Raw genomic sequence first — 20,393 nt, 5'->3', positions numbered from 1 at the left:
GTCAAAGAACAGAGTTTGTTAGCGAGCCGAGAGTCCGTATCTTGAAGTCAAACCGTTATCATGTATTATCTTAAATCACCATTTTCCTTGATGTAGCTATGTTGAAGTTTAACCGTACATTGTTCACTGCGATAGTTTGCTTAGTTGCTATGCTTTTGAGTAGTGTCGCTCCTGTGGCGCAGGCTTCCGCTCCGATGAAAACAATTGAAGTACGCGATCTTATTGTTCAACAGGCTGCTCTGCACAAACAACTTGGCGTCAATGACGACTGCGTAGAATCACATCACGATGAGTCAGCCATCAATAAGGCACAACAATCTCACACGAGTTGTAGCTCTTCCTGCATGGTCAAAATTCCCGCCAACTTATCTCAAAACGACTTACTGCTTCTTCCTTATAGCCTTGCCTTGATTGATAGGCCTCTAGTCGAAAAAGTAGTGACAGTGATCACCAAGCTTTATCGTCCTCCGATTGTTTAATTCCTCATCTCAAATTACTTGGGGTTTCCCCCCTTTTTACCAAATGAAATGATTTGGCATTTGAATGCCACAAGGAAATAAACAATGAAAAAACTACTTGCCTTATGTAGTGCACTTTTACTGACTTTTACCGCTCATGCAGCGCAATTTGAAGAAGGGAAGCACTACAAAGTTCTGGATGTTAAGAAAGCATCGAAACCTGTTGTGACGGAATTCTTTTCTTTTTATTGCCCACATTGCTACAAGTTTGAGTCGCTTATTGAGCGTTTAAAACCTGCTCTGCCAAAAGAGGCAAAGTTTGAAAAGGTACATGTGGGGTTCATGGGCGGAGATATGGCGATTCCGATGGCCAAGTCCTACGCGACGATGGTGTCGCTCGGGGTTGAAGATACAATGATTCCTGCCATGTTTGCCCAAATTCATCAAAAGCGACAAGCGCCAAAAGACGAAGCTGAGCTGAAACAACTCTTCGTTGATAATGGCGTAGAAGGTAAGAAGTTTGATGCGGCTTACAACAGTTTCGCCGTAAACTCAATGCAGAAAGGTTTTGATAAGCAATTCTCTGCCAGCACGTTAAGAGGGGTTCCGGGTGTGGTTGTGAACAATAAATACATTGTTTTGGCCAACGAAATTCGTACTTACGACGAGTACAATCAATTAGTTAATTACTTATTGACGCTGTAACTGTAAATAGCATTGATGCTTAAAAATGGCGACGGTAGAGTCGCCATTTTTTATGCTTATCACACTCGTATTATCTAAGAACGCTTGTACATGCTTGAGTCGGAACACTAGTCATAAATATGGCATGCGGATAAAACAAGCTAGCAGCAGTGATTGCAACATTACATGGCTGAGCAATCGTAGTTTTAATCACATTGGTAAGCACAGCACCTGTATTATTTACTGTTTGAGCGGCGGCTTGTTGTGCCTGGTAAGACACGCAACCTGTCGTTGCATTGATCATCGCAGTGCTAAACAAAAGTTTGCGAAAAAACATATTCATATCCTTTGTGAATGCTTTGAATTACTTATATGTGGATTGATTCATAAATGAAACAAAACAGTGTTCAAAATATGTGTGCATTCACGAAATGAACATTGTTTTATAAAAAGACGTTTTTTTGTGAGCTTAGTACTGGACAGACCAGGTTATGAAACTAAAGCCAATCCGTGCATTACGATTACGCCGAAGGTCAGTTTGCTCCTCATTCCTTGATATCCCTTGGGCTCGGCGTCTTGTTCGACTTTCCTCACGAGCTTTTCTGCATACCAAACAGCAAGGTACCCAATTGCTAAGAGTAGGGTTGCGACTGCGTAATGTTTGTGGCCCTGCAGTAATGCGCCCCAAGCCAGTAAGACAAAAAGGTTGCTGAGAATTAATACATTTCGGCTAAGGCGATGGTAGTAATGCTCAATGCCATTACCCCAAAGGATGCCGGATAAAAAACTTAATATAACGGCGCTATATGCGATGAAAAATTGCTGACCACTTAAATTGAAGAGTGAGATGTCAGTGAAAATCAGCCCTAAACTAAACACAAATGGAACCAGGCCTAAGTAACCGAGTTGTAGCATGGTTGAGCGTGTTGTCATGGTCGTCACCTTATAATTGTTGCTCTATCATATTGGTAAGCGTAGTACTTGTCGGTGATGTGGAGCTTGGAAAAGTAGCAATAACTTTACCTTCAGAGCTAATTAGAAACTTGTAGAAGTTCCATTTTGGTTTTATGCCTGCTTGGTTAGTAATCTGGTTGAAGACTGGGTTCGCATCTACACCTAATACTGAAGAGCGAGCCATCATTGGAAAGGTTACCCCGTAATCGAGATAACAGACTTTCGCTGTGTTTGTTTCGCTTCCTCTATCTTGTCGAAAGTCATTACTCGGGAAACCGATAACGGTGAAGTTTTGGTCTTTGTAAGTTTGATAGAGGGTTTCTAACTGTTCGAACTGAGGAGTGAAGCCGCACTGGCTTGCTGTATTGACGACTAGTAGTGTCTTTCCCTTAAAGCTTTCGCATAGATCGACTTCTTCCGTTGAGTTTAACAACCGTTGCTTACCTTGAAGAATATCAGGGCACTCAGATGCAAGAGCAAGCGAATTCATGGAGAGAAAGCTAACGAGAGCGGCGAGTTTCAGTAATCCTTTCATGGTGTTGTTCCCCTTGTTTTCAATAAGTATAACTACTCAAGTGCAAAGGGGATCGATCAAAAAAGCCGCACAAATGCGCGGCTTTTTCAAGAGCTGAGATCTGACTATGCCAGTTTCAACTCGAACTGGTTCAGGTACATTACCATGTCTTCAATCGTCAGTACTGGCATGTTGTGCAGGCGACCGAATGCTACGATCTCCGGTGCCTTTGCCATCGTGCCATCTGGATTGGTCACTTCACACAGTACGCCAGCGGGCTGAAGCCCTGCCATTTGCATCAGATCAATCGTACCTTCTGTGTGACCACGGCGAGTCATTACACCACCTGGACGTGCGCGCAGAGGGAATACGTGACCCGGGCGAGCAAGATCTTCCGGTTTTGCGTGCGGGTTTGCCGCCGTTTTAATGGTCGTTACGCGGTCTGCTGCTGAAACACCCGTTGTTACACCAACTTTCGCTTCAATAGAAACCGTAAATGCGGTTTGGTTTGCGCTGTTGTTGTTTACCACCATAGGAGGCAGTTCCAGTTTGTCTGCTTGAGCATCTGTTAAGCACAAACAAACGATGCCGCTACATTCGCGGATCATCAATGCCATTTGCTCGTTAGTGAGGTGCTCGACTGAATAAATGATATCGCCTTCGTTTTCGCGATCTTCATCATCAAGAAGCAGTACGCCACGGCCTTCTTTTAAAGCGATAAGTGCGTTTTCAACGCGAGTAATTGGGTCGCCGAATTCGGCAAGTAGTGATGACTGATTCATGGTTAACTCCTAAATTTCACCAGAATCAGGGCGGTATGAGAGATCGCCGTAAAATACGATCAAAAAGAAGTGCACCAGCATTCTTAGCGATCTGACTCGCTATGCTGGTGTATTCTTATTCTCTTTCATCCGGACTATAACCGTCGGCTCTGGCATCTCACCAGATCTGCTGACCTCGACGAATCGAGCGCTCGCGGGCTCACTTGAAAAAGTATACCGCCGGTGGGGAATTTCGCCCCGCCCTGAGAACAATTAAAAATGTACCACTTCATCCAAGTTGTGAAGAAGTGGAGCTAGGATAGTACTGCGAACTGAATAGCTTGGAAAGTCGATTCCATCTGTATGATGGAAAAGTGTGCTATCGACGGAAATAATCTGTGCGAATAAAGTGATCAATCTGCTGCGGCACGAAGGTGTTGTAAATCAGGCTCGTATGCGTTTGCTTCACTTCGATATGATCTTGCATACCGTCCAGTCTTGTCTCTTCTACGGTAACGGTACCGTCCGACATGGTGTTGTCATTACGGATCAACAATGGGCGAGCGCCAATCGGCATCGTTCCTGCGATACTGCCGAGTTTTTGAGGGAAATCCCAGGCGTCATCATGTTTGTTTAATCCGTGGTGTGGCGAATTGCCTAAAATTGCACCCAATCCGAGATCTTGAATTCGACCTACAATGGACGCGCCTTTAAGAGGCGAACCGATAGCGACAACATGAGAGATTAAGTTAGTGCTCGGTTTTCTGTTGGCGAGATAGCGCTTAATCATCAAGCCTCCCAAGCTGTGTCCCACGAGCACGTTTGTGGTCAGTGGATTAAGCGAATGATCAATAGAATCAAACAGTGAAGACTCATCGATAGCAACAGTGTTATAGCTGAGTACTTGCGTTTCGTATCCGAGTTTTCTCAGCTTTTGGCTAAGAGGCTGCATGACCAGCCCATGCATATAAAGACCATGTAAGATGATGATTTTCATAACACCTCCTAGATTTATGACGTCGTAGATATCCTACTCTAATTGACAAGAAACTACTTGTGCTTTGTGGTGCATATTTACGTTTTGCTGCAAAGTTTGACTGCTGTAGCAAGCGACTCAGCCCAGTAAATCCTGTACTTGTTGTTGCAATTGATGACGATTTAAAGACGCAGGACTTAACACTTCACCGATAACAACATCCACTTTTGACCAAAAACGAGTCGGTCGTTTTGTGAGAGCATGTCCGCCTTTGTGGCTGAAAAAAGAACCCCAAAGCCCTTTTAACGCCATAGGGATGACAGGAACAGGGTTACGTTCAAGGATTTTTTCTACACCAGGGCGAAACTCACCCAATTGACCGTTAGACGTTAAACGACCCTCAGGGAAGATACAGACAACCTCATCGTCGTTAAGTGCTTGTTCAATCTGTTCAAATGCTCGTCGGTAAGTGTCGGCACACTTACGTGGAGAACAGATCGGGATAACACCGGCATGACGGAATACATATTTAAGAACAGGTAGCTCGCTGATGGACTTGTCCATCACAAAACGAACCGGGCGAGTAGAGGTTCCCATCAAAATCAATGCATCGACATAGCTAACATGGTTAGCCACGATTAACGCAGCACCTTGTTCAGGAATATGTTGGCGCCCCTTTACGGACACACGATACATACAATGGCTGAGTAAATAACTGATAAAGCGTTGTGTAAATTCCGGTACTTGGCGATATACATAGATCGCCACGAAAAAGTTACCTATTGCCATCATGGCAAACAGTTCCACAATAGAAAGCTCTAGTACGCTGAGTACAACGATCGAAACCAAAGCAGACACCACCATAAACAACGCATTCATGATGTTGTTAGCAGCAATGGCACGTGCACACTCCCCTTTGTTTGAACGCGATTGGATGAACGCATAAAGAGGAACAATAAAGACACCGCCGCTTACACCAACAAGGAACAGGTCAATCATGACGCGCAGATGTTTTGATTCAGCAACGAAGCTTTGCACATCATAAAAGTGCACCGGAAGTGATGGATAACTTGGGACTGCCCATAGCAAGTCGACGCCAAAGACTGTCAGACCAAGGATACCGAATGGCAAAATACCAAGCTCAACGTGGTTGAAAGAAAGTTTTTCACACAACCAAGAGCCTGTCGCGATACCAATGGAAAACAATGCCAACAGTAAAGAAACGACAGTGCTATCTGCGAACAAATGTTCGCGTGCGAAGTTAGGGAATTGAGTTAGGTAAGTCGCACCCATGAACCAGAACCAACTAATGGCTAGAATAGACATCCAAATGCCTCTCTGTTTTTTTGCCACTTTTAACGTGTCCTTTAAACCAGAAATCGGTTCAAATTTCGCTTTGTCATTTGATTGGCTAGGCATCGCTGGAATATTCACGCTGCTCATGAACCCAAGCAAAGACAAGGCAATCACGGTACAAGAAGCAATCAAGGTACCATTAGGAATGGCTAGCAGCAGGCCTGCGCTAAGCGTACCTATAAGAATCGAAAGAAACGTGCCCATTTCAACCCAAGCATTTCCTTTAACAAGCTCATTTGGTTTGAGCGCTTGTGGTAGCAAGGCGTATTTCACGGGACCAAAATAGGCCGATTGAGTGCCTGTCATAAACAGCAGAACCAGCATCAGCATGGCACTTTGGGTGGCAATAGCGGTTGCTGCGCAAGACATGATAGCTAGTTCGATGAGCTTTAGACGTCGGATTAATTTGGCTTTGTCCATGCTGTCAGCGACGGCACCAGCATGCGCTGAGAATAGAAAGAAAGGTAGGATGAATAAGCCTGCCGCCAAATTAACGAATAGATTGACAGATATTGGTAGGTTATCAATTTGGTTGTATGTCACCATCAATAACAGAACGTTTTTGTAGATGTTGTCATTGAGTGCGCCAAGGCATTGCGTCACAAAGTAAGGAAAAAAGCGTTTTGAGAAAAACATACGGGCCCCGATTAAACAAAGTCGAATGAGATGGGAGCACTTTATGCTCAATGAACGATTAAACCAGCTTTCTCTTTCAAGTGACGTTGTATGCCACCAAAAGTAACGAAATTCGTTACTTTCATTTCCATTCGTTTATTGAGTTACTAATTCCGAGACTTCTGAGTAGGTTTTCTTTCCCATGGTTCAAACAGAGGGAACGTCCAACGACGCATCGCAATAATCAGAGAGGTGCCGTGTTTTTCGTCCATATCGAGAGAGCTATCATTTTGGCAAGCCTGATAAAACTCATCGATGACCTTTTGCAGTTTCTGTTGTAGCTTCTTGTTGGTTGGTACACTCATCAATCCTGTTGCCATGGAGAACTTTTCATCTTCACCAGAAAAGTAGCTTTGGAAAAAGGCGTCTTGAACTTGCTGTTGGAAGAACCGTTGAATAGGGCCGCCCATCTGCCACTTAAATGTCGGAGATATACGCAAACGAATTTTGTTATTTGGCTGCAAGTCGATGATGTTCAGCCGATCCAAATGAGCAAGCTTTTGCACCAGTTCCAACTCATTGAAGGTATATTGCTGAACGATTTGTTCAAACTGATAGCCATTTACAACACAGATCGCCACGAGCAGCAGGGCTTTATCGTCAACCAGCTGCTTTTCTTGCTCTAACGTTAGCGACTCCAGACCTTTATTGTGCGCAGCCGCGAGCTTAAATAGTTCCGCCATTTCTAAACCAATCAATTGGCAAATTCGTTCTAAGCGCTCAAGGCTAATGTGCTGACCTTCAGCGAGTAAACGTTTGACGCTTCCTTCACTTAAATCAAGGTGTTGTGCAACATCGGCATAATGCAGCCCAGCTAACTTTAGTTGGCGTTTAAGCTCTTTAATTAACGTATAGCTTTCTGACATTTACGCTGTTACCTCGTCGTGTAACTGCTCTAGGTACGTATGCATAAAGGTTTTGCGTTTTTGCGCTTCGCGTCTTGCTGACTCTGTGTTCATAGTTTCGGCGATTTTGAATAACTTGGTCTGAAAGTGATCCAGAGTGAATTGTTTATCGTTAAGTTCACGTTCTTCGGCAAATATATCGCTGTCGTTGTAAAGTTGCGCGTTAAATTGAGTGCTGACTTGAATGCATCGCGTCACGCCAATTGCGCCTAAAGCGTCCAGACGGTCGGCATCTTGGACGATTTTGGCTTCTAACGTATTTGGCCTGATGTTTGCGCTAAAGCTGTGTGCCTCTATCGCATGAGCAATGGCATCATGATATTGCTGCGGATAATCGATACTCTCTAAAAATGCGACCGCTTTTTTGGCTGCGATGATTGAGCTCTCTTTGCGATTTGGGTGATCTTTCGGGTAAGTAAAGCAATCATGCAAATAGGCAGCCGGTAATACAATCGCGATGTCTGCATTTTCTTCTTTGCAGAGCTGTTTCGCTGTTTTGACCACGCGTTTTACGTGTTTAAGATCATGAGCTGCATCCACTTGCATCTCTTGCTGCATAAATTCCAAAAATTGCGGTTCTATCTGGTTTAATGACGTCATGGTTCATATCTACAACTAAAATGAAGTCAGAAGTATGCCCAACGCTTAGAATAATTTCCAAGTGCGATGGTGTAATTGAGATTCAGCCACCAGAACCTTGTGCAACGTTTGGTACTGAGCCGTTTTATATGGCCTTTCAATGTGTTCAGTGGTTTATGAGACAAGAATAGACAGAGCGAGCAGTGATGTTTACCAGTAGAAAAAAGGCCTGACGATGTCGTCAGGCCTTTTTAGTTTCGCCGATCTTTTTAGCGTTTGAACGTTACTTGCTCTGCTTGTTCAAGATGAATATGAGTTGTCGCAGGCTGTGTTTCTGCGATCACTTTACCGTGACGAACAGAGTAGCGAACCGGCACTTGGCGACGTACTGCGTCAAAACCATTTTCTGCGGGAAGAATCAGTAAACTACCTGGTTTGCCTTCTTCAATGCCGTGCTTGTCTTGAATGTTCAGTGTACGTGCTGAATTGTTGCTGATCAGATCCAGTGAGTTGTTGATTTGGTCGTAACCCATCACCTGACACACGTGCAGACCCATATGCAGCACTTGCAGCATGTTTGCAGTGCCTAGTGGGTACCAAGGGTCAAATACATCATCGTGTCCAAAGCAGACGTTGATGTTGGCATTCAGCATCTCTTTCACTCGTGTTACGCCGCGACGTTTTGGATAATCATCAAAACGGCCTTGTAAGTGAATGTTCACCAATGGATTTGCCACGAAGTTGATACCGGACATGCGTAATAAACGGAACAGGCGAGATGCGTATGCACCGTTGTAGGAACCCATCGCTGTGGTGTGACTGGCCGTGACTTTATTCCCCATATCAAACTTGTGCGCTAATGCTGCCAGTGTTTCAACGAAGCGAGATTGTTCGTCATCGATTTCATCACAATGCACGTCGATCAGACGGTCGTATTTTTGCGCTAATTCGAACACGTAGTGCAGCGATTCAATGCCATATTCGCGTGTGAATTCAAAGTGTGGAATCGCGCCAATCACGTCCGCACCTAATTTGACGGCTTCTTCTAGCAGCTCTTTGCCATTTGGGTAAGAGAGAATTCCTTCCTGCGGGAAGGCGACGATTTGGATATCTACCCACTCTTTCATCTCTTCACGCACTTCTACCATCGCTTTTAGGGCAATTAGGGTAGGGTCTGAAACATCGACGTGGGTACGAACGTGTTGTACGCCGTTTGCTATCTGCCATTTTAAGGTTTGTTTTGCGCGCGCTTTCACGTCTTCAATCGACAGCATTTCTTTGCGCTCAGCCCAACGTTCAATACCCTCAAACAATGTGCCAGAGATGTTCCAGCTAGGCTCGCCTGCGGTTTGAGTTGTATCTAAGTGAATGTGTGGCTCGCAGAAAGGCGCAACCGCCATACCGCCTTCAGCATCGATGATGTCACCGTTATGACTAAGCTCCACATCGTTGCTTTCAATGCGCTTGAATTGACCATCTTCAATCAAAATTTGCTGCAGACCTTCTTGTCCTTTTAGCGTTACGTTTTTGATCAGTAGTGTTGTCATGATGGTTCCTTACGCTGGCTGTGTAGCCAGTGCTTTTTTGTTAAGAATAGGATTAAGAATCAGGAAGCTAATTGCGCCGCCAAGTACAGCGTTAATCGGCACTACGCCAGGCAGGAAGTGTCCCGCACCAACGCCAATCACGACAGCGATAATGCCAGCCCAGTTAACGTTTTGGAATTGGGCGGCTTCAAAGTTTGCGTAGCGTTTACGGTTCGTGAAGAAGTCAGCGATGATCACGCCGCCAATCGGTGGAATTGCCAACGATAAGAAGGTCAGCCAGCCAACAAAGTTATTGTAGAGCCAGATAGCGCAAAGTGTGCCAACAAGACCGTTCGCCATTGAGATGTATTTACTTGGTAAGCCTGTGATGTTGGAAAATCCAAGCCCCGATGCGTAGAGCGCGTTGTCGTTGGTCGTCCAGATGTTCAAGCCAAGAACGATGATAGCTGGAATAAGAAGACCTTGCGCGATCATCACTTCAGAGATGTCTGATTGACCCGTCACCGATGCACCTGCCGCGCCAAAGATAAACATTAACGAGTTACCGATGAAAAATGCCACCATGGTGATCATCACGGCGCTGCGCGGCTTCTTACCAAAGCGTACGAAATCCGCCGTTAATGTACCAGCACTGACAAAAGAGCCGACAACCATCGCGAGAGCTATTGAAAAATCGAGTGACTCGGTTGGTTGAACCTGTTGTAGTTCGCTTATACCGCCAACACTATTTACTGCCTCGATGACAGAGTAGCCGCCAAGTAGCGCAATGGCAGGAACGGCAATTGCTGACAACACCATCAGTGCGGAGATGCCAAAGTAAACGGTCGCGGTCATGAGCAAACCGGAGACGAGGATCAAAGTATTGGTATCGATGCCCGTTGCTTTGTGCACCGGAATCGCAAACATCGCGACACCAACTCCAAACCACCCAACTTGAGTACCGCCAAGAAGAGCGGAAGGAAGCCAAGAGCCTTTAGAACCAAAAGAGAAACGAGCAAGAAGGTGAGTAGAGAGACCAGTAGAAGCGCCGATGTAACCGAGGAAAGAAGTGTAAATACCGAGGATTAGGTTACCGATGAGAACAGCGAGGAAAAAATCATTAAAGGAGAGCCCAGTACCGAGAGAACCCCCAGTCCACATACTTGCGGAGAAAAAAGTGAGTCCTAACATCACCATGGTTAGTGACGCCACGCCTTTTCTGGCCGTGTTGGGAACTGGTCCAAGACTGTAGTTATTGTCTCCAGCCATTATTGACTCCGCACATTGAAATATTAAATTATAGCACCTGATTTTCAGGCAAACGGCGCGTATTATCGTGATGTAAATTTAATAGTCAATGATAAAATTGCAACTTAAACGTTTGCTTGGTTTTTATGTGTATTTTTTCTTTTAATAACAATAGTTTAACTTTTCAATTCTAAAAGTGGAAAGTTTGTTTTTTACGTATTTTCTATGATTTATAGACAGGTTTTATATGTGAAATTAATGTTTTGAATTTCTATTTGCTTTTATGGATTAAATTTATCTATAACTCTGAATTGCTCAGTCGATTTCTATGAAAAGAAAACGTTTTCATGATGAGGTTTTTGGTTTGGACGTTATTTGTTCTTTTCTTGGGTATGTTTTCTAGGTTTTATTTTATGTAGGTGATTTATTTTTGTTGAAGCTGGCGTTTCTAATGGTTTAGTGGGCTAATATTTGAATTTTATAAACAGTAAATAATCTGTTGTGGGCAAAAAAAGTACAAACGAGCTCGGTCAGAGGATAAGAGGGCAATAGCCACATAAAAAAATAGCCAACCGCAAAGAGTGCGATTGGCTTATATACATGTGAACAAAATCAAGTTCACTAACAACGTCAGTTGGCTAGGTGACCCTCGGCTTAAGAAGGGTCGATTTATATAATGCAGTTACTGTGCCAACTTTAATATGCCCTAAAATACGTAGTTTCTGTGACATGCGTTGCTTAAAGTTTGAGTGTGTTTGCAATTTGCAACTGCGTTATGCAATTTGACTCTATTATGCTAATGATTGATTAATAAACAATGAACCTTTTAAAGCATGACTAAACTCGCCGTTCCTAAAAAGGCGAAAAAACCAACTACATCTGTCACTGTTGTTAGAATCACCGAGCCAGCCAAAGCGGGGTCCAATTTAAACTTATCCAGAATGATGGGAATCAGCACACCAAATAAAGCTGCGGTAATAATATTGACGATAATGGCCAGCGCGATGGTTCCCCCAAGAACCGGAGATTGAAACCACAATCCGGCGAGCCCGCCGATGATTAACGCCCAAGCAATGCCGTTCAGAGAGCCAATACCCAACTCATTTTTCAATAGCTTGAAACGGTTACCTGGGGTGATCTGATTAAGCGCCATCGCACGAATCATTAGAGTGAGCGTTTGGCTGCCAGCAATGCCCCCCATGGATGCAACAATTGGCATGAGCACCGCCAAAGCCACCACCTGCGCAATTACATCTTCAAATAGTCCGATAGTGACAGACGCCAAAATCGCAGTAAGCAAATTGATGCCTAACCAAACACCGCGCTTATGCGAGCTTTTTAATACTGGCGCAAACAAGTCATCGCCTTCATCCATACCTGTACCGGCCATCAAACGTGCTTCGTAGATTTCACGCTGTGTACTCAATGCAAACTGCCAATCGACTTCACCGATCAGTGTTTGGTCTGCATCAGTTACAGGGAGAGCGGGCAGTGTGCTGTGTTCTAATGCCTCTACCGCTTCAGGAAGCATCATTTTACTGTCTAGCACCGTCACAGCCTCAATAACGAGTGTTTTTAAGCGAGTATCGGGGTCACCACGCAAGATATCGAAGTAGTTGACCGTTCCACGATACTGTTTATTACGATTAATCAGATACACCTGTTGAGGCGTGTCGTAGCTATAGCGCTCCATTAACTGCTTAGCTGTCCCAATCGTAATGTTGAAGGGCAGGGTGATGATCTTACGTTCAGCCCAGTGGCCGAGTTCTTCATCAGCATACTCGTTTGCTTGATCGTAAAGTTCCAACTCATCTTTTTCTATCAACGAGAGCGCTTCGTTGATGATCGACTCTGGCAACGAATCGGCCCATTCGATGAGCGACAAGTTGTCGAGTTTAGCGAGAGTGAGCTTTAGCTCGACTTCAGATAACGCATTGATGATAGAGAAACGTACGTCCGCACGCATTTCCGTTAACACGTCGATATGTAGCTCTAGTGGTAAAGCTCGCCATAAGCGAACACGATCGTCGATTGGAAATGCTTCTAGAATCAGGGCAACCGCGCCGGGCTCGAGGCCCGCTTCAATAGATTCATTGAGCGTTGCGACTTGATCCGCTTCTTCGGCTTGGCCAATTTGCTGGATTAGAGTGGAGAGATCTTGAAACTTGCTCACCGAGTACCCCGATAGTTAATTCGTTTTATGGAAGTATGGCATGTTATTGAGATGCACAACTATGCATCTTAACCTTGCTCAAGGTACTTGAAAGTAACAGAAAAACAATAGGCTATTCGCTGTTGATGGTGAGATATGGCTGTACCAATTGGCGAATGTTCACTTTTGCGCCAATACGGGCTGCCAGCAAGTACATTCCGCCGATTTTTCTGTGTAAAAATAGGGCATCTGCTGGTGGAGTATGCCAGTATTCTTGCTCCATGCTTAGAATGGTGCCAGCCTCGCGAAGCTTTTGTGCTAAGCCGCTGACTTTGAAATCATAGGGCTCATCGACCAACATAGGTTCACATGCCATTTTCACTAGATCGAGAATCGCTTGGCGTTGGTCTGGAAGGATGGTTTGGCTGAAGAAGCCTATTTGTTCAAGCGCATTATTCAAGCCTTGTTCGTCATTGTTAACGACAGATGCGAAAGCTTGGCGATAACCAGTGCTGAACCGCTCGCTGTACTCGCGAGTGGCCCCGAAATCTAGCAAGCCGATTTGACGAGTGTTTTCGATATATAAGTAGTTGGCGAAATTTGGGTCGGTTTGTACCATCTTAAATTCGAACAGCTCTCGAAACAGTAATTCGAGTAGGCTGTGCATGACAAAATCTCGCGTACTCTGATCATAATGTTCGATTTGCTCAATCGGACTGCCATCAATGAATTCCATCGCGAGAACGGAGTCTGAGCAACTTTCAGTATGAATCTTGGGCACCACAAAATGAGGGTGCTCCTTCAAAGCGTCATGATAACGAATGGCAAATTGTGCCTCTCGTGCGTAATCGGCCTCGTCATGTAGCTGCTTTTTCGCTTCTTCGAGCAATCCTTTGTAGTCGACAGACTCGGGAATCAACCCAACGACCTTGAGCAGTGTACCGACATTATCGACGTCGCTATCGATACTTTTCCGTATGCCCGGATATTGCACTTTGACGGCTAGGTTATCGCCCGCATCGCTGTAAGCTTGGTGCACTTGTCCTATTGATGCACTGGCGATTGGTTTGAAGTTAAATGACAGAAACTCAGCTTTCCAATTCGTTCCTAGCGAACTTTCCATTACTGCGTTGAGTTGTTTTGCAGGCATTGGGTCTGCGTTGGAACGAAGACGGGAAAGAATATCGGCAAGTTCAGGTTCTAAAACATCACCAGCATCCATTGACAGCATTTGACCAAGCTTCATTGCAGCGCCACGTAGGTGAGCAAGTTGGTCAGTTAAACGCGCGATGTTCTGTGGCGTCAGCAAGAGGTCTTTCGCTTTTGGTTTGTTGCCTTTGGCTATCTGCTTCGTGCCTTCTGTAATCACATTGCCTGCGACACGGGTAGCAAGTGAAGCGAACTTGCTGAATCTTGAGATGCGATGGGTAGGTAGGCTTCTTTCCTTTGCCGACATGAATCTTCTCCGCTATTTACTAACTAATTGTTATACGGGAAAAGGATATGTTTGGATACAAATGAAAAGAAAACCGCCAGCGTAACTGGCGGTTTGCGAGTTTAGATAGAGTAGAAGAAGTACAGTTGAGACTTCATTCGGATGATGATCCCGCGAATCACATCCAAGAAGGCCATGAAGCCTATCGGTTTTTCACCGCTGACCCATGCGAGGCCAACAGAGCCAACAGGGATGTCGTAGCCTTCTGGCTCATCAATCTTAAGACGAACAAAGTGGTGTTTGTTCTGTAAGTTCTTTCCAGTGGTGACACGTACGGAATCATCGAAACCCAGTAGATTACCTTGTGACTCACCTGTTGCTTCAACAATGCCTTCGACGGTCGCTGAGAAGATCTTACCTGGGTAAACGGACGAAGAGAATTCCGCTGGCTGACCCGGTTTGATGTTACGAATCGCCTGGTGGTTGACTCGCATCAGCACGTACTTCTCGTTAGTGTACATGTTGATACGCGGCATCATCGATACACGCTGACCTTCACGCAGGATAAAGTTGGTGACAAAGCCATCTGTTGGGGCATGAACTTTTGTGCTATTCAAATCCCATTGCGCTTTTGCAATTTGCTCTTCAGCTTGGCGCAGTTCGGCTTGTTTAGTTTCAACTGCAAGTTCCGCTTTATGAATCGCCAGTTTTGCACGGGAAATATCGACTTGTTTCTTCTTGATTTGAGACTCAAGGGTCAACACGTTGTGACGTGCCATATCAACCGCACTCGATTGTTTGTCGATATCGCTTTCCGTGATGGTGTTGTGCACTACTCGGTTTTGCTCAACATAACGATCTAGCATTTTTTTCTGCAATTTGTAGTCAACTTTCGCCGCTTCCAACTGGCTCTTTGATGTTTCTAGATCTTGCACTAGCGCTTCGTGGTTGGCTTCTTCAATCTCGATGTCGCCTTTTGCCGTAGCTAATGCAACGCGAGCAGAATCAGCGGATACGTTCGCTTGATTTAATGCGATGTTGTATTGCGTTGGGTCAAGTTCATAAATTAGCTGACCTTCTTTAACTTTCTGATTCGGCTCAATGTAAATGTGGTCAACTTTACCTTTTACATTGGTTGAATCTGGACGCAATTGGATGTGTGGTGACTGCACGACAGAACCGCCGGATAAATCCATCGGGGTGAAGTTAATCAAACCTACCCAGACGAACATTAGCCAACCCAAGCCGCCAAGATAAGCGAACGATTTGGTTGCTTTGTTCCAAGGCATGCCAACCAAACGCAACAGATAGATGAAGAGTGCCCATACCGCTAAACCTTCTAACATTATGCTTCCTCTTTTGGCTGTGTTTCTGTTTGCGGTTTACTTTTCCATGTATCACGCAGATTGATGATGGCTTTTTCCATATCAACAAATGCAAAGATCACGGCTAGCACCCAAACCCAGTGCCAGACAAACCCTATCCAGGTCAGCGCAGTGATGAGCCCTATCTGATGATGGTCTTTGCTGTGTGCTTTATTGATAGGCAATTCATGGATTTTCCAAAAGCCGTAACACGCGCCCGCGACACTCGCGATTAAAACGACAGCAGCGACAACATGTAACGCCGTATCTGCGCCTGTACCGACAAATGGGACACTCAGTAAACTCATTAAACACTCCTCTATCAAACTGTTGGCGTATTGTGATCTGAATTTGATTTGCGGCTTTCTTTGTGACAGATTCAATCACTATAGGATTAAATTTGATGTAATTAGTTATGAAAACGGTTCGGTTTATTCGCGCGATGGGCATTCTAAACATGCATAACCTCGCGTTATCTAAATACAATTTGGACTCGGATGAGTTAGGGATCCCAGCATCGGTGTTTCGTAACCCAATGACACTGATCCCGCTAAAAGCCGTTGCGGAATGGTATCGTTGTGTTGAACAAGCTAGTGGTGACCCGGATGTGGTGTTGAGTCTCAGCCGAGGTATTGAACTGCAAAAGCTAGGGCCAGTGGGACGCTGGTTATTCTCCGGCAATGATTTAGCCAGTACCATTCGGCGAGTGAATTATGGTGTGAGCAACCTACAATCAGGGGCGTTTTTTGCTGGCGAACAGTCGGGTAAAATCATCAAATGGACTTACCACAACCCGTTTATAGAAACGTCAGTAAAGGTGCACGATAGTATCCGCTGTGCGGTATTTATGATTAAGGTGTTGCGCGAATTTCTTGGCAAAGATTATCAGCCTTTACGTGTCAAGGTTTCAGGCTCGAGAAAAAATACTGAGCGATACCGGGAATATTTCGGCTGCGAGGTGGAATGGAGTCAGCCAAAAACAGAGATATGGATCCCAGGAGATGACCGACTAGCCTCCCGCCAAGTGAGCCATCGAGAAGACAGCCGTCTAGCGATGAGTTTTTCCGACTTGGATGATTTGCTTAATATGCCCGATCCAGAAGACGAGTTGAAAGTGATTTATGAAGTGGTGAACTACAGCAGCCATTATGGATTGCCAACGTTAGAGCGCGTGTCTTCTCTGCTTGATTTATCTGAACAGCAGTTTCAACGTCGTTTGCATAAATTAGGGCTCAATTTTTCGACGGTTTCTGGCTATGTATTGAGTAATATTGCAGCTGGTTTGTTGAGTAAGCGCGTGAGTATTGATGACATTGCCACGCGCCTTGGTTACACCAATGTGGCGAGCTTCAATCGTATGTTTAAGAAACATCGTGGATTAACGCCCAAGCAGTATACGGGAAGATTAGAGAAGTAGTGCTCCACTTATCTCTATGAGTACAAGCAATAAAAGCCCTCAAAGTTGAGGGCTTTGTTATTTTTTTGTGTCGTTTTATGTGGTGGCTATTTCTTAGGACGCCAACTTAGTGCACTTGCAACAGCGCCGATGGCAATTACATCCTTTTTTTGTTCGCTAAGTTCAGGGAGCATCTGTACCGCAATGGTACCGTTCGTCTGCACTGCGGCAATTTCTTGTGTGCCCTCCTTAAAGCTATAACCCAATGGAATGTCTACCGCCATCATGGCGTCAGGACTAGTATGTACAGTTTCTACATTAAAGTGGGTGCTACCAATACGCACTACGCCCGTCTCTTTTTTTTCAAAGCTGATGTCGATGAGAGCCGATTTTGGCTCCATCGCAAACTCACCGACTTTTTTACCATCTTGAGTAATGTCACAGGTGTAAGGATCATTCCCACCAAAATCGACGCCCATGTAGTTAACCGACATACCGCCTCCGGTGCAGTTCAAAAGCCAAGTTTCTCCGCTGTCGATACGAGTCACTTCTGCGCCCATTGAACCTTCTTTGAAAGAGATACGGTTAAACCAACTTGAGTTAGAAGCACTGCGTGAATACTTGCCTTTGTACTTACCAGCAAAATCAAAATGGCCATCTGCACCGAATCCCCAAAAATCACCGTCGGTTTTGATCAGCATTTCTGGTTGTGCTTTTACGGCATCAGTACGATCCATGACGGCTAGGCCACCACAACCAGCAAGGAGCAAGGGAGCGAATAGAATAAGTTTCTTCATGTTTTTCATTGTTTATAGCTTGGTTACATCTAGGGTTTGGTCGGTGAATTGGATGTTCTGAATGTCGTACAACTCGTCAGTGCCTGTATTTGGGCACTCAACAGAAACGCTCTTTGCTTTGATAACAGTACATTCCGCCAGTTTGTGTGGCACGATATAGGTGTTGATACCGCCTTCACCATAAATGCTGTTGTCTTTGCTGTTGCCTTCAAAAGTATTGTTTTGATCATTACCGATCACATTCATCGCGTCGTCGCCAATGATCTTCACTTTTGTTAACCACTGAGATTTGTAGGTGTACGCTTCTATCAAACCGTCTTTGTTGGGAGCCATACGGAAGGTAGGTACTGTGCCTGGATTTGTCTTTTCTGTGTAGAGCTTGACGCCCGCAGAGTCGATATTCGCGGTATATTGCAAGTATCCGTGGAATAAGCCACTGATCCAATCAACGGCTTGTGGATCTTGGGTTTGCATTTCTTCACGCGTTAACGCTTGGTAGCCATCTAAACCATGTCCGTTTGCTTTTGCTACACCCATGTAAGCTTCAAAAGCGGCAGCAAAATATTCGTGAGAATATGAAGGGCCCGTTTTTTTAACACTTTCAGGATCGAAGTCGTCCGATTTCCAATCGTCCCAGTCATACTGAGTAGGGCGCCACACCGTCGGTTTGCCCGATTGAATATCGTTATAGATGCTTAACGCATGAGCTTGAATGTCATTTTGCAGTGCCGCAGTCGCCGTGTTAGGTGCAATACCTTGCGCTTGGACCAAGTGTAAAATTTCTTCAAAAGCGGCGTCTCGTTCGGCTTTTTTACCAAGATTGGCGCAGTAATCGGCAAAATTACTCATGTAATGGCAATCGCCTTCAACTGTCAGTTCTCGATACATTAAAGATTGGCTATTCCTTAGCCAGTTTGGTGTTTCTTTACTAGTTACTAATGTTGACGCGATAGATGTGACAAGTGTATCCATATCATCTTCGTTAAGTACCATCATGCTTACAACAAACTTTTCTAGAGAACTCGTATCAAAAGAGTGTGCTAAGCCCGAGCTTGTAACTGCATCGTTCAATTTGCCTTGGCGAATCAGTTCGTTGATAAAGATTTTGGTTAGCATCTCATCATTCTGTTCGTCGTTTTCGGTCAGCATTAGTGTGGCATCACGCTCGGCTAATGTCTTAGCGATACGAGACTTGTCAGCGCCGTACTTAGAGTCTGGTTGGTTTGTGAGAAGGTGTTGGATGATTTTGGCTGCACGAAAGATTTTTTCATTATTCGCACCGTCATCAACAGCCACAATGTGAAATGTATCGTTGTTGTTTGCTTCGGAAAGGGAGATTTTCACATAGTGGGTGAAGCCAGCATCAGCAGCCACTTTTAACTTGGCTGGAAACTCTGTAGAAACGACAGTTGGGATTGTGACAGTGCTCAATGTTGGCACTGGTGGTGTTGGAGGTGTCGTTGTCGATGGTTTCGAATTAGATTCACTGCCGCCACAAGCAGTTAGACTTATCGCGCAAAATATGGCTAAAGGTGTTAATTTGGAATATCTCATTTCATGTTACTCGTAGACTTTATTAGAGCAGGAAACTTAGAAGCAACATAAAGTCCTGTCTATATAAGCAAACTAAGTCATATATGTTGATATTGTTTTTTGGTAAGACCTATTATTCGATATATTTAAAAATATAGTGGATTTTTATTCCGAATTTTATTTTCTATGTGAAGCTATATTCTGATAATGAATAAAACCTCAGGTTATTGCATGGTTTTAGGGGTATAGAATGATTAGGATTATCGTATATGTATGGTTTGTAAGCGTATGTAAGCCTGCGTTTTATTAAAATTATCATTTAAGTAGGTTGCGCAGTATAGGACGAGCGATATACTCCCTCCATCATATTGGTGGAGTAAATGATTCATGGTGGGTAATACAATCTTACTGGTAGAAGACGACTCAGAGATTGCTCGATTAACCAAAATGTACCTCGAAGCCGAAGGATATACGGTAACTGTCATCGATAACGGTCAAAATGCATTAGAAACGATTAAGGGGCTCAAGCCGGACCTAGTGCTGTTAGATTTGATGTTACCAGGAAAAAATGGCGCAGAAATATGCCAAGAGGCGCGTAAGTTTTATCATGGTATTATCATTGTTTTGACTGCGACCGATGATGAAATGAGCGAGGTGAGCTTATTTAAGTTCGGTGCTGATGATTACCTTACCAAACCGATAAAAGGCAATATCCTTCTCGCCCGTATTGAAGCAGCGTTGCGTCGCTATTGTCGTCAAGTTGATATCGTTGAAGAAGAAAAGCTGAGCCGATATGGCATTAGTCTTTGTCTTCGTCGCTCCCAAGCATTTTATTTGCAAAAAGATATTGGTTTAACGAGCTCTGAGTTTGAAATTCTAGAGCTCCTGATGCTGAATGTCGATAAGCCAGTATCTCGTGAATCATGTTGCCGTCTTGCCCGAGGCATTGAATACTGTATTACTGATCGTTCGATTGATATGCGTATATCCTCACTGAGGAAGAAATTCTCTAAGGCTCATATCCATACGGCTACCATTAAAACCATACGTCACCACGGCTACATGCTGACAGGTAAATGA

The 20,393-nt window shown here is 44.5% G+C and carries 20 protein-coding genes and 1 riboswitch; of the genes, 4 read left to right on the top strand and 16 right to left on the bottom strand.

What is annotated here, in order from left to right; translation table 11 throughout:
• The first annotated feature begins 98 nt into the window (after positions 1-98).
• Positions 99-479 (top strand): hypothetical protein, encoded by a 381-nt coding sequence (locus J4N43_RS21885; RefSeq protein ID WP_062731053.1) that lies wholly within the window; start codon positions 99-101, stop codon positions 477-479.
• 84 nt (positions 480-563) lie between these two features.
• Complete coding sequence (locus J4N43_RS21880) at positions 564-1,163, top strand: thiol:disulfide interchange protein DsbA/DsbL (RefSeq protein ID WP_005373667.1); 600 nt, start codon at positions 564-566, stop codon at positions 1,161-1,163.
• 70 nt (positions 1,164-1,233) lie between these two features.
• On the opposite strand, the gene J4N43_RS21875 is transcribed toward J4N43_RS21880, so the two are convergent.
• From J4N43_RS21875 to J4N43_RS21810, 14 genes are all read right to left on the bottom strand, one after another.
• On the bottom strand, positions 1,234-1,479 hold the full coding sequence (locus J4N43_RS21875) for a hypothetical protein (RefSeq protein ID WP_005373664.1): 246 nt from the start codon (positions 1,477-1,479) through the stop codon (positions 1,234-1,236).
• A gap of 152 nt (positions 1,480-1,631) precedes the next feature.
• Entirely contained in the window at positions 1,632-2,075 is a 444-nt protein-coding gene (locus tag J4N43_RS21870) for a DUF3429 domain-containing protein (RefSeq protein ID WP_017819861.1), read from the bottom strand.
• 10 nt (positions 2,076-2,085) lie between these two features.
• Positions 2,086-2,631, bottom strand: coding sequence for a glutathione peroxidase (locus J4N43_RS21865; protein ID WP_033906358.1), 546 nt, complete (start codon positions 2,629-2,631; stop codon positions 2,086-2,088).
• A gap of 104 nt (positions 2,632-2,735) precedes the next feature.
• Positions 2,736-3,392 (bottom strand): 3,4-dihydroxy-2-butanone-4-phosphate synthase, encoded by a 657-nt coding sequence (ribB, locus tag J4N43_RS21860; RefSeq protein WP_005373655.1) that lies wholly within the window; start codon positions 3,390-3,392, stop codon positions 2,736-2,738.
• 113 nt (positions 3,393-3,505) lie between these two features.
• Positions 3,506-3,646, bottom strand: a riboswitch (FMN riboswitch).
• A 104-nt stretch (positions 3,647-3,750) separates the two neighbouring features.
• Positions 3,751-4,368 (bottom strand): lipase family protein, encoded by a 618-nt coding sequence (locus J4N43_RS21855; RefSeq protein WP_005373653.1) that lies wholly within the window; start codon positions 4,366-4,368, stop codon positions 3,751-3,753.
• Between the two features lie 117 nt (positions 4,369-4,485).
• Entirely contained in the window at positions 4,486-6,339 is a 1,854-nt protein-coding gene (locus J4N43_RS21850; protein WP_053349285.1) for an MFS transporter, read from the bottom strand.
• 146 nt (positions 6,340-6,485) lie between these two features.
• Positions 6,486-7,244: a helix-turn-helix domain-containing protein gene (locus J4N43_RS21845; RefSeq protein ID WP_053349284.1), complete on the bottom strand. Its 759-nt coding sequence runs from the start codon at positions 7,242-7,244 to the stop codon at positions 6,486-6,488.
• Positions 7,245-7,883, bottom strand: coding sequence for an HD domain-containing protein (locus J4N43_RS21840; protein ID WP_053349283.1), 639 nt, complete (start codon positions 7,881-7,883; stop codon positions 7,245-7,247). It abuts the gene before it with no gap.
• Positions 7,884-8,131: 248 nt separating this feature from the next.
• Positions 8,132-9,409, bottom strand: coding sequence for a cytosine deaminase (locus J4N43_RS21835; protein ID WP_053349282.1), 1,278 nt, complete (start codon positions 9,407-9,409; stop codon positions 8,132-8,134).
• Between the two features lie 9 nt (positions 9,410-9,418).
• On the bottom strand, positions 9,419-10,657 hold the full coding sequence (gene codB / locus J4N43_RS21830; protein ID WP_053349281.1) for a cytosine permease: 1,239 nt from the start codon (positions 10,655-10,657) through the stop codon (positions 9,419-9,421).
• Between the two features lie 805 nt (positions 10,658-11,462).
• Positions 11,463-12,809, bottom strand: coding sequence for a magnesium transporter (locus J4N43_RS21825; RefSeq protein WP_064369371.1), 1,347 nt, complete (start codon positions 12,807-12,809; stop codon positions 11,463-11,465).
• 112 nt (positions 12,810-12,921) lie between these two features.
• The gene (locus tag J4N43_RS21820) at positions 12,922-14,244 is read right to left on the bottom strand and encodes an ABC1 kinase family protein (protein WP_064376223.1); all 1,323 of its coding nucleotides are present in this window, start codon (positions 14,242-14,244) and stop codon (positions 12,922-12,924) included.
• 101 nt (positions 14,245-14,345) lie between these two features.
• A complete protein-coding gene (locus tag J4N43_RS21815) occupies positions 14,346-15,569 on the bottom strand; it encodes an HlyD family secretion protein (RefSeq protein WP_158159474.1) in 1,224 nt (407 codons plus the stop codon).
• Positions 15,569-15,895 (bottom strand): MFS transporter, encoded by a 327-nt coding sequence (locus J4N43_RS21810; protein WP_017635162.1) that lies wholly within the window; start codon positions 15,893-15,895, stop codon positions 15,569-15,571. The genes J4N43_RS21815 and J4N43_RS21810 overlap by 1 nt, the downstream gene beginning before the upstream one ends.
• Positions 15,896-16,002: 107 nt before the next feature.
• Here J4N43_RS21810 and J4N43_RS21805 point away from each other — a divergent pair, with 107 nt between their 5' ends.
• A complete protein-coding gene (locus J4N43_RS21805) occupies positions 16,003-17,004 on the top strand; it encodes an AraC family transcriptional regulator (protein ID WP_053304538.1) in 1,002 nt (333 codons plus the stop codon).
• An 86-nt stretch (positions 17,005-17,090) separates the two neighbouring features.
• On the opposite strand, the gene J4N43_RS21800 is transcribed toward J4N43_RS21805, so the two are convergent.
• Together J4N43_RS21800 and J4N43_RS21795 are read right to left on the bottom strand one after the other, a co-directional pair.
• Entirely contained in the window at positions 17,091-17,780 is a 690-nt protein-coding gene (locus J4N43_RS21800; RefSeq protein ID WP_031778833.1) for a VV20781 family protein, read from the bottom strand.
• 12 nt (positions 17,781-17,792) lie between these two features.
• Positions 17,793-19,334 (bottom strand): hypothetical protein, encoded by a 1,542-nt coding sequence (locus J4N43_RS21795; RefSeq protein ID WP_158159475.1) that lies wholly within the window; start codon positions 19,332-19,334, stop codon positions 17,793-17,795.
• 366 nt (positions 19,335-19,700) lie between these two features.
• Between J4N43_RS21795 and J4N43_RS21790 the strand changes: the two genes are divergently transcribed.
• Positions 19,701-20,393: a response regulator transcription factor gene (locus tag J4N43_RS21790; RefSeq protein ID WP_005373624.1), complete on the top strand. Its 693-nt coding sequence runs from the start codon at positions 19,701-19,703 to the stop codon at positions 20,391-20,393.

The sequence above is a fragment of the Vibrio sp. SCSIO 43009 genome, from assembly GCF_023716525.1.
Lineage (GTDB): Bacteria > Pseudomonadota > Gammaproteobacteria > Enterobacterales > Vibrionaceae > Vibrio > Vibrio alginolyticus.
This window is presented reverse-complemented; position numbering and strand designations above follow the sequence as displayed.

Coding starts and splice junctions, on each gene's coding strand:
- J4N43_RS21885 (WP_062731053.1), top strand. CDS start 99: ATGTTGAAGTTTAACCGTACATTGTTCACTGCGATAGTTTGCTTAGTT.
- J4N43_RS21880 (WP_005373667.1), top strand. CDS start 564: ATGAAAAAACTACTTGCCTTATGTAGTGCACTTTTACTGACTTTTACC.
- J4N43_RS21875 (WP_005373664.1), bottom strand. CDS start 1,479: ATGTTTTTTCGCAAACTTTTGTTTAGCACTGCGATGATCAATGCAACG.
- J4N43_RS21870 (WP_017819861.1), bottom strand. CDS start 2,075: ATGACAACACGCTCAACCATGCTACAACTCGGTTACTTAGGCCTGGTT.
- J4N43_RS21865 (WP_033906358.1), bottom strand. CDS start 2,631: ATGAAAGGATTACTGAAACTCGCCGCTCTCGTTAGCTTTCTCTCCATG.
- ribB (WP_005373655.1), bottom strand. CDS start 3,392: ATGAATCAGTCATCACTACTTGCCGAATTCGGCGACCCAATTACTCGC.
- J4N43_RS21855 (WP_005373653.1), bottom strand. CDS start 4,368: ATGAAAATCATCATCTTACATGGTCTTTATATGCATGGGCTGGTCATG.
- J4N43_RS21850 (WP_053349285.1), bottom strand. CDS start 6,339: ATGTTTTTCTCAAAACGCTTTTTTCCTTACTTTGTGACGCAATGCCTT.
- J4N43_RS21845 (WP_053349284.1), bottom strand. CDS start 7,244: ATGTCAGAAAGCTATACGTTAATTAAAGAGCTTAAACGCCAACTAAAG.
- J4N43_RS21840 (WP_053349283.1), bottom strand. CDS start 7,883: ATGACGTCATTAAACCAGATAGAACCGCAATTTTTGGAATTTATGCAG.
- J4N43_RS21835 (WP_053349282.1), bottom strand. CDS start 9,409: ATGACAACACTACTGATCAAAAACGTAACGCTAAAAGGACAAGAAGGT.
- codB (WP_053349281.1), bottom strand. CDS start 10,657: ATGGCTGGAGACAATAACTACAGTCTTGGACCAGTTCCCAACACGGCC.
- J4N43_RS21820 (WP_064376223.1), bottom strand. CDS start 14,244: ATGTCGGCAAAGGAAAGAAGCCTACCTACCCATCGCATCTCAAGATTC.
- J4N43_RS21815 (WP_158159474.1), bottom strand. CDS start 15,569: ATGTTAGAAGGTTTAGCGGTATGGGCACTCTTCATCTATCTGTTGCGT.
- J4N43_RS21810 (WP_017635162.1), bottom strand. CDS start 15,895: ATGAGTTTACTGAGTGTCCCATTTGTCGGTACAGGCGCAGATACGGCG.
- J4N43_RS21805 (WP_053304538.1), top strand. CDS start 16,003: ATGAAAACGGTTCGGTTTATTCGCGCGATGGGCATTCTAAACATGCAT.
- J4N43_RS21800 (WP_031778833.1), bottom strand. CDS start 17,780: ATGAAGAAACTTATTCTATTCGCTCCCTTGCTCCTTGCTGGTTGTGGT.
- J4N43_RS21795 (WP_158159475.1), bottom strand. CDS start 19,334: ATGAGATATTCCAAATTAACACCTTTAGCCATATTTTGCGCGATAAGT.
- J4N43_RS21790 (WP_005373624.1), top strand. CDS start 19,701: ATGGTGGGTAATACAATCTTACTGGTAGAAGACGACTCAGAGATTGCT.